This window comes from Longimicrobiales bacterium, assembly GCA_035764935.1.
Taxonomy (GTDB): Bacteria; Gemmatimonadota; Gemmatimonadetes; order Longimicrobiales; family RSA9; genus DASTYK01.
Genome location: DASTYK010000130.1, coordinates 1 through 3,147, shown reverse-complemented (window position 1 = coordinate 3,147; position 3,147 = coordinate 1). Strand labels below are relative to the sequence as shown.

Genomic DNA, 3,147 nt, shown 5'->3' with positions numbered 1-3,147 from the left:
CGGCGTTCGCGTGCTCACGCTCTACGCGTTCTCGCAGGAGAACTGGAACCGTCCCGCGGCCGAGGTTGCGGCACTCATGCGGCTGCTGCAGCGCTACCTGGTGAAGGAGCGCGAGGAGCTGCAGTCGCAGGGGGTGCGCGTGCGCATCTTCGGCCAGACGGACCGGCTGCCACCGGGCCCGCGACGGGCGGTCGCCGAGATCCAGCGACTGACCGCGGACTGCGACTGCCTGCAGCTCAACCTGATGATCAGCTATGGCGGCCGGGCGGAGCTGGTGCGGGCGGCGCAGCGCCTGGCGACGCGCGTCCGGAATGGTGAGCTGTCACCGGAGGACATCACCGAAGCGGACGTCGCGAGCGAGCTGTACACGGCGGGACTTCCGGATCCGGATCTGCTGATCCGCACTTCCGGCGAGCAGCGTATCAGCAACTTCATGCTGTGGCAGCTTGCGTACACGGAGCTGTACATCACGCCCGTGCTGTGGCCGGACTTCAGCCGCGACATCCTGTTCGAGGCAATCGACGATTTCCAGAAGCGCGAGCGCCGGTTCGGTCGCGTCAGCGTCGGCTGACATGGCGAGCGAGCTCGGCAAGCGTGTCGCGGTTGCGGCCATCGGCATTCCCCTGGCCGTCGTCGTCCTCTACATCGGTGGGTGGGTCCTTGCGTTGATCCTCGCGGTCATTGCCGCAATGGGCGCGCGCGAGCTGTACCGCATGGCCGAAGCGGGTGGCGTCTCGCCGCTGGACGGCGTCGGTGCACCGCTTGCAGGTCTGTTCGTGCTGCTGGCGGAAGCGTCGGCCATCGATCGTGCGCCGCTGTCCTGGGCGCTGCTGATCGGCGCGACGCTACTTGCCGCAGCCCTGGTGATCTGGCGCCGCGGTGTTGCAGGTCGCCCGCTCGCCTCGAGTGCGATCACGATCTTCGGTGCACTGCTCGTCGGCGGCGGGCTCAGCTACGCGGTGGCGCTGCGCGGGCTAGGCAACGATCCCACATGGTCGGGCGCCGGCAGCGCTGTCGGCACCGCGACAGGCGGAGCGATCCTGCTGGCGATGCCGATCGCGCTGACCTGGCTCGGCGACACGTTCGCATACTTCGGTGGCCGCGCGTGGGGGCGCCACAAGCTGATCCCGGCCGTGAGCCCCGGCAAAACGGTCGAAGGCGCAATCAGCAGCGTCGTAGGCACGACGGTCATGGGAGCCCTGTACGCCTGGCTGATCCTGGGCGCCTGGCTCGGCGTGGAGTATCCGCTGCTGCTCGGTGCCCTTGCGGGGCTGCTGGTCTCGATCACCGCACAGATCGGCGACCTGGCCGAATCGCTGCTCAAGCGCGAGGCGGGCGTCAAGGATTCAGGCGCGCTGCTGCCCGGTCACGGTGGCGTGCTCGATCGCTTCGACGCGCTGCTCTTCACGCTGCCGCTGATGTACTGGTTCCTGCGGCTCACGCTCCCGGCGGCACTGGGCGGCTGATGCGTGGCGTTGCGATTCTCGGCTGCACCGGCTCGATAGGCCGGAGCGCACTCGCGGTGCTGAACCGGCATCGTGACGAGTTCCGCGTCGTTGCACTCGCCGCACACCGGAGCGCACCCGAGCTCGCGACGCTGTGCGCGGAGCACCGTCCCGCACTGGCGGCGCTCGTCGACGAGGACTGTCTCAACGGCACGAGCTTCAACGGTGTCCAGCTCGCGACGGGGCGCGCAGCGCTGCTCGAGGCAGCAACGCACCCTGACGCCGACATCGTCATCAACGCCGTGGTGGGTGCTGCAGGGCTGGACGCGACGCTCGCGGCACTGAATGCAGGGAAGCGGCTCGCCCTGGCGAACAAGGAGTCGCTCGTCGCCGGTGGACCGCTGGTGCTGGAGGCACTGCGGCGCGGCGGCGGTGAGCTGATCCCGATCGACAGCGAGCACAGCGCGATCCTGCAGTGTCTCGCAGGCATCGATCGCGATACGGTACAGCGGCTGGTGCTGACCGCATCGGGAGGTCCCTTCCGCGACTGGCCGGCCGCCGCACTCGGTTCTGCGACACCGGAGCAGGCGCTGCAGCACCCCACGTGGGACATGGGTGCGAAGATCACGATCGATTCGGCGACGCTTGCGAACAAGGCGCTGGAAGTGATCGAAGCGCATTTCCTGTTCGACATGCCGTACGAGCGGATCGAAGCCGTCGTGCACCCGCAGTCGATCATTCATTCGATGATCGAGACCGCGGACGGCTCCGTGCTCGCACAGCTTGGCTTCCCGACGATGGAGCTGCCGATCCTGTACGCGCTCACCTGGCCGGAGCGGCGCGCGGACACGGGCACGCGACGCTTCGATCCCGTCACCGCCGGGCCGCTGACGTTCGAGCGCATCGACGACCGGCGCTTTCCGATGTTCTCTCTGGGCTGCGCGGCGGGGCGTGAGGGCGGAACCGCACCCGCGGTGTACAACGCTGCCAACGAGATCGCGGTTGCCGGATTCCTCGCGGGGCACATTCCGTTCGGCGGCATCGCCGAGACCGTCGAGCGGGTGCTGGCGCAGCACGTGCCGGCACGGGTCGACTCCGTCGAAACCATTCACGCTGCAGATCAGGCCGCGCGCGCGGCCGCGGAAGAAGCGCTGAAGGCCTCATGGATGTCCTGATCGATATTCTGACCAATCCAGTCGTCGCGTTCATCATCGTCATCGGGGTCCTGATCCTGGTGCACGAGCTCGGGCACCTGCTCACGGCCAAGGCCGTGGACATCGAGGTGCCGCGCTTCTCGATCGGCTTCGGTCCCCGCCTGTTCGGGTTCCGCCGCGGCGAAACCGAGTACGTCGTCTCGCTGCTCCCGCTCGGCGGCTACGTGAAGATGGCCGGGATGGAAGAGCTCGAGATGGTCGAGGGGCAGACGGACTCGCCGCGCGCCGAGGGGAAGCAGCCGAGCCCGCGGCACTTCGACGCGAAGTCGCTGCCCGCGCGCATGCTGGTGATCTCGGCCGGCGTCATCATGAATTTCCTCTTCGCGGTGCTGGTGTTCGGCATCGTCGGGGCCGTGTGGGGCGTTCCGATCGAGCCGCCGGCGGTGCTCGGTGGCGTGACGGAGGAGTACCTGAACGAAGGCACGGAGTCGCTCGTTGCCGTGCCGCGCGGGACCCGTATCGTTTCGATCGGCGGAGAGGCCGTCGAA

The 3,147-nt window shown here is 68.3% G+C and carries 4 protein-coding genes; all 4 read left to right on the top strand.

Features of this window, described 5'->3' with window-relative positions; all coding sequences use genetic code 11:
• Nucleotides 1-571, top strand: a 571-nt coding sequence (uppS, locus tag VFU06_10560) for a polyprenyl diphosphate synthase (GenBank protein ID HEU5209846.1), incomplete at its 5' end; no start/stop codon positions are given.
• Nucleotide 572: 1 nt separating this feature from the next.
• On the top strand, nucleotides 573-1,466 hold the full coding sequence (locus tag VFU06_10555) for a phosphatidate cytidylyltransferase (GenBank protein HEU5209845.1): 894 nt from the start codon (nucleotides 573-575) through the stop codon (nucleotides 1,464-1,466).
• Nucleotides 1,466-2,620 (top strand): 1-deoxy-D-xylulose-5-phosphate reductoisomerase, encoded by a 1,155-nt coding sequence (gene dxr, locus VFU06_10550; protein ID HEU5209844.1) that lies wholly within the window; start codon nucleotides 1,466-1,468, stop codon nucleotides 2,618-2,620. The genes VFU06_10555 and dxr overlap by 1 nt, the downstream gene beginning before the upstream one ends.
• Nucleotides 2,608-3,147, top strand: a 540-nt coding sequence (locus tag VFU06_10545; protein ID HEU5209843.1) for a site-2 protease family protein, incomplete at its 3' end; no start/stop codon positions are given. The genes dxr and VFU06_10545, both read left to right, overlap by 13 nt.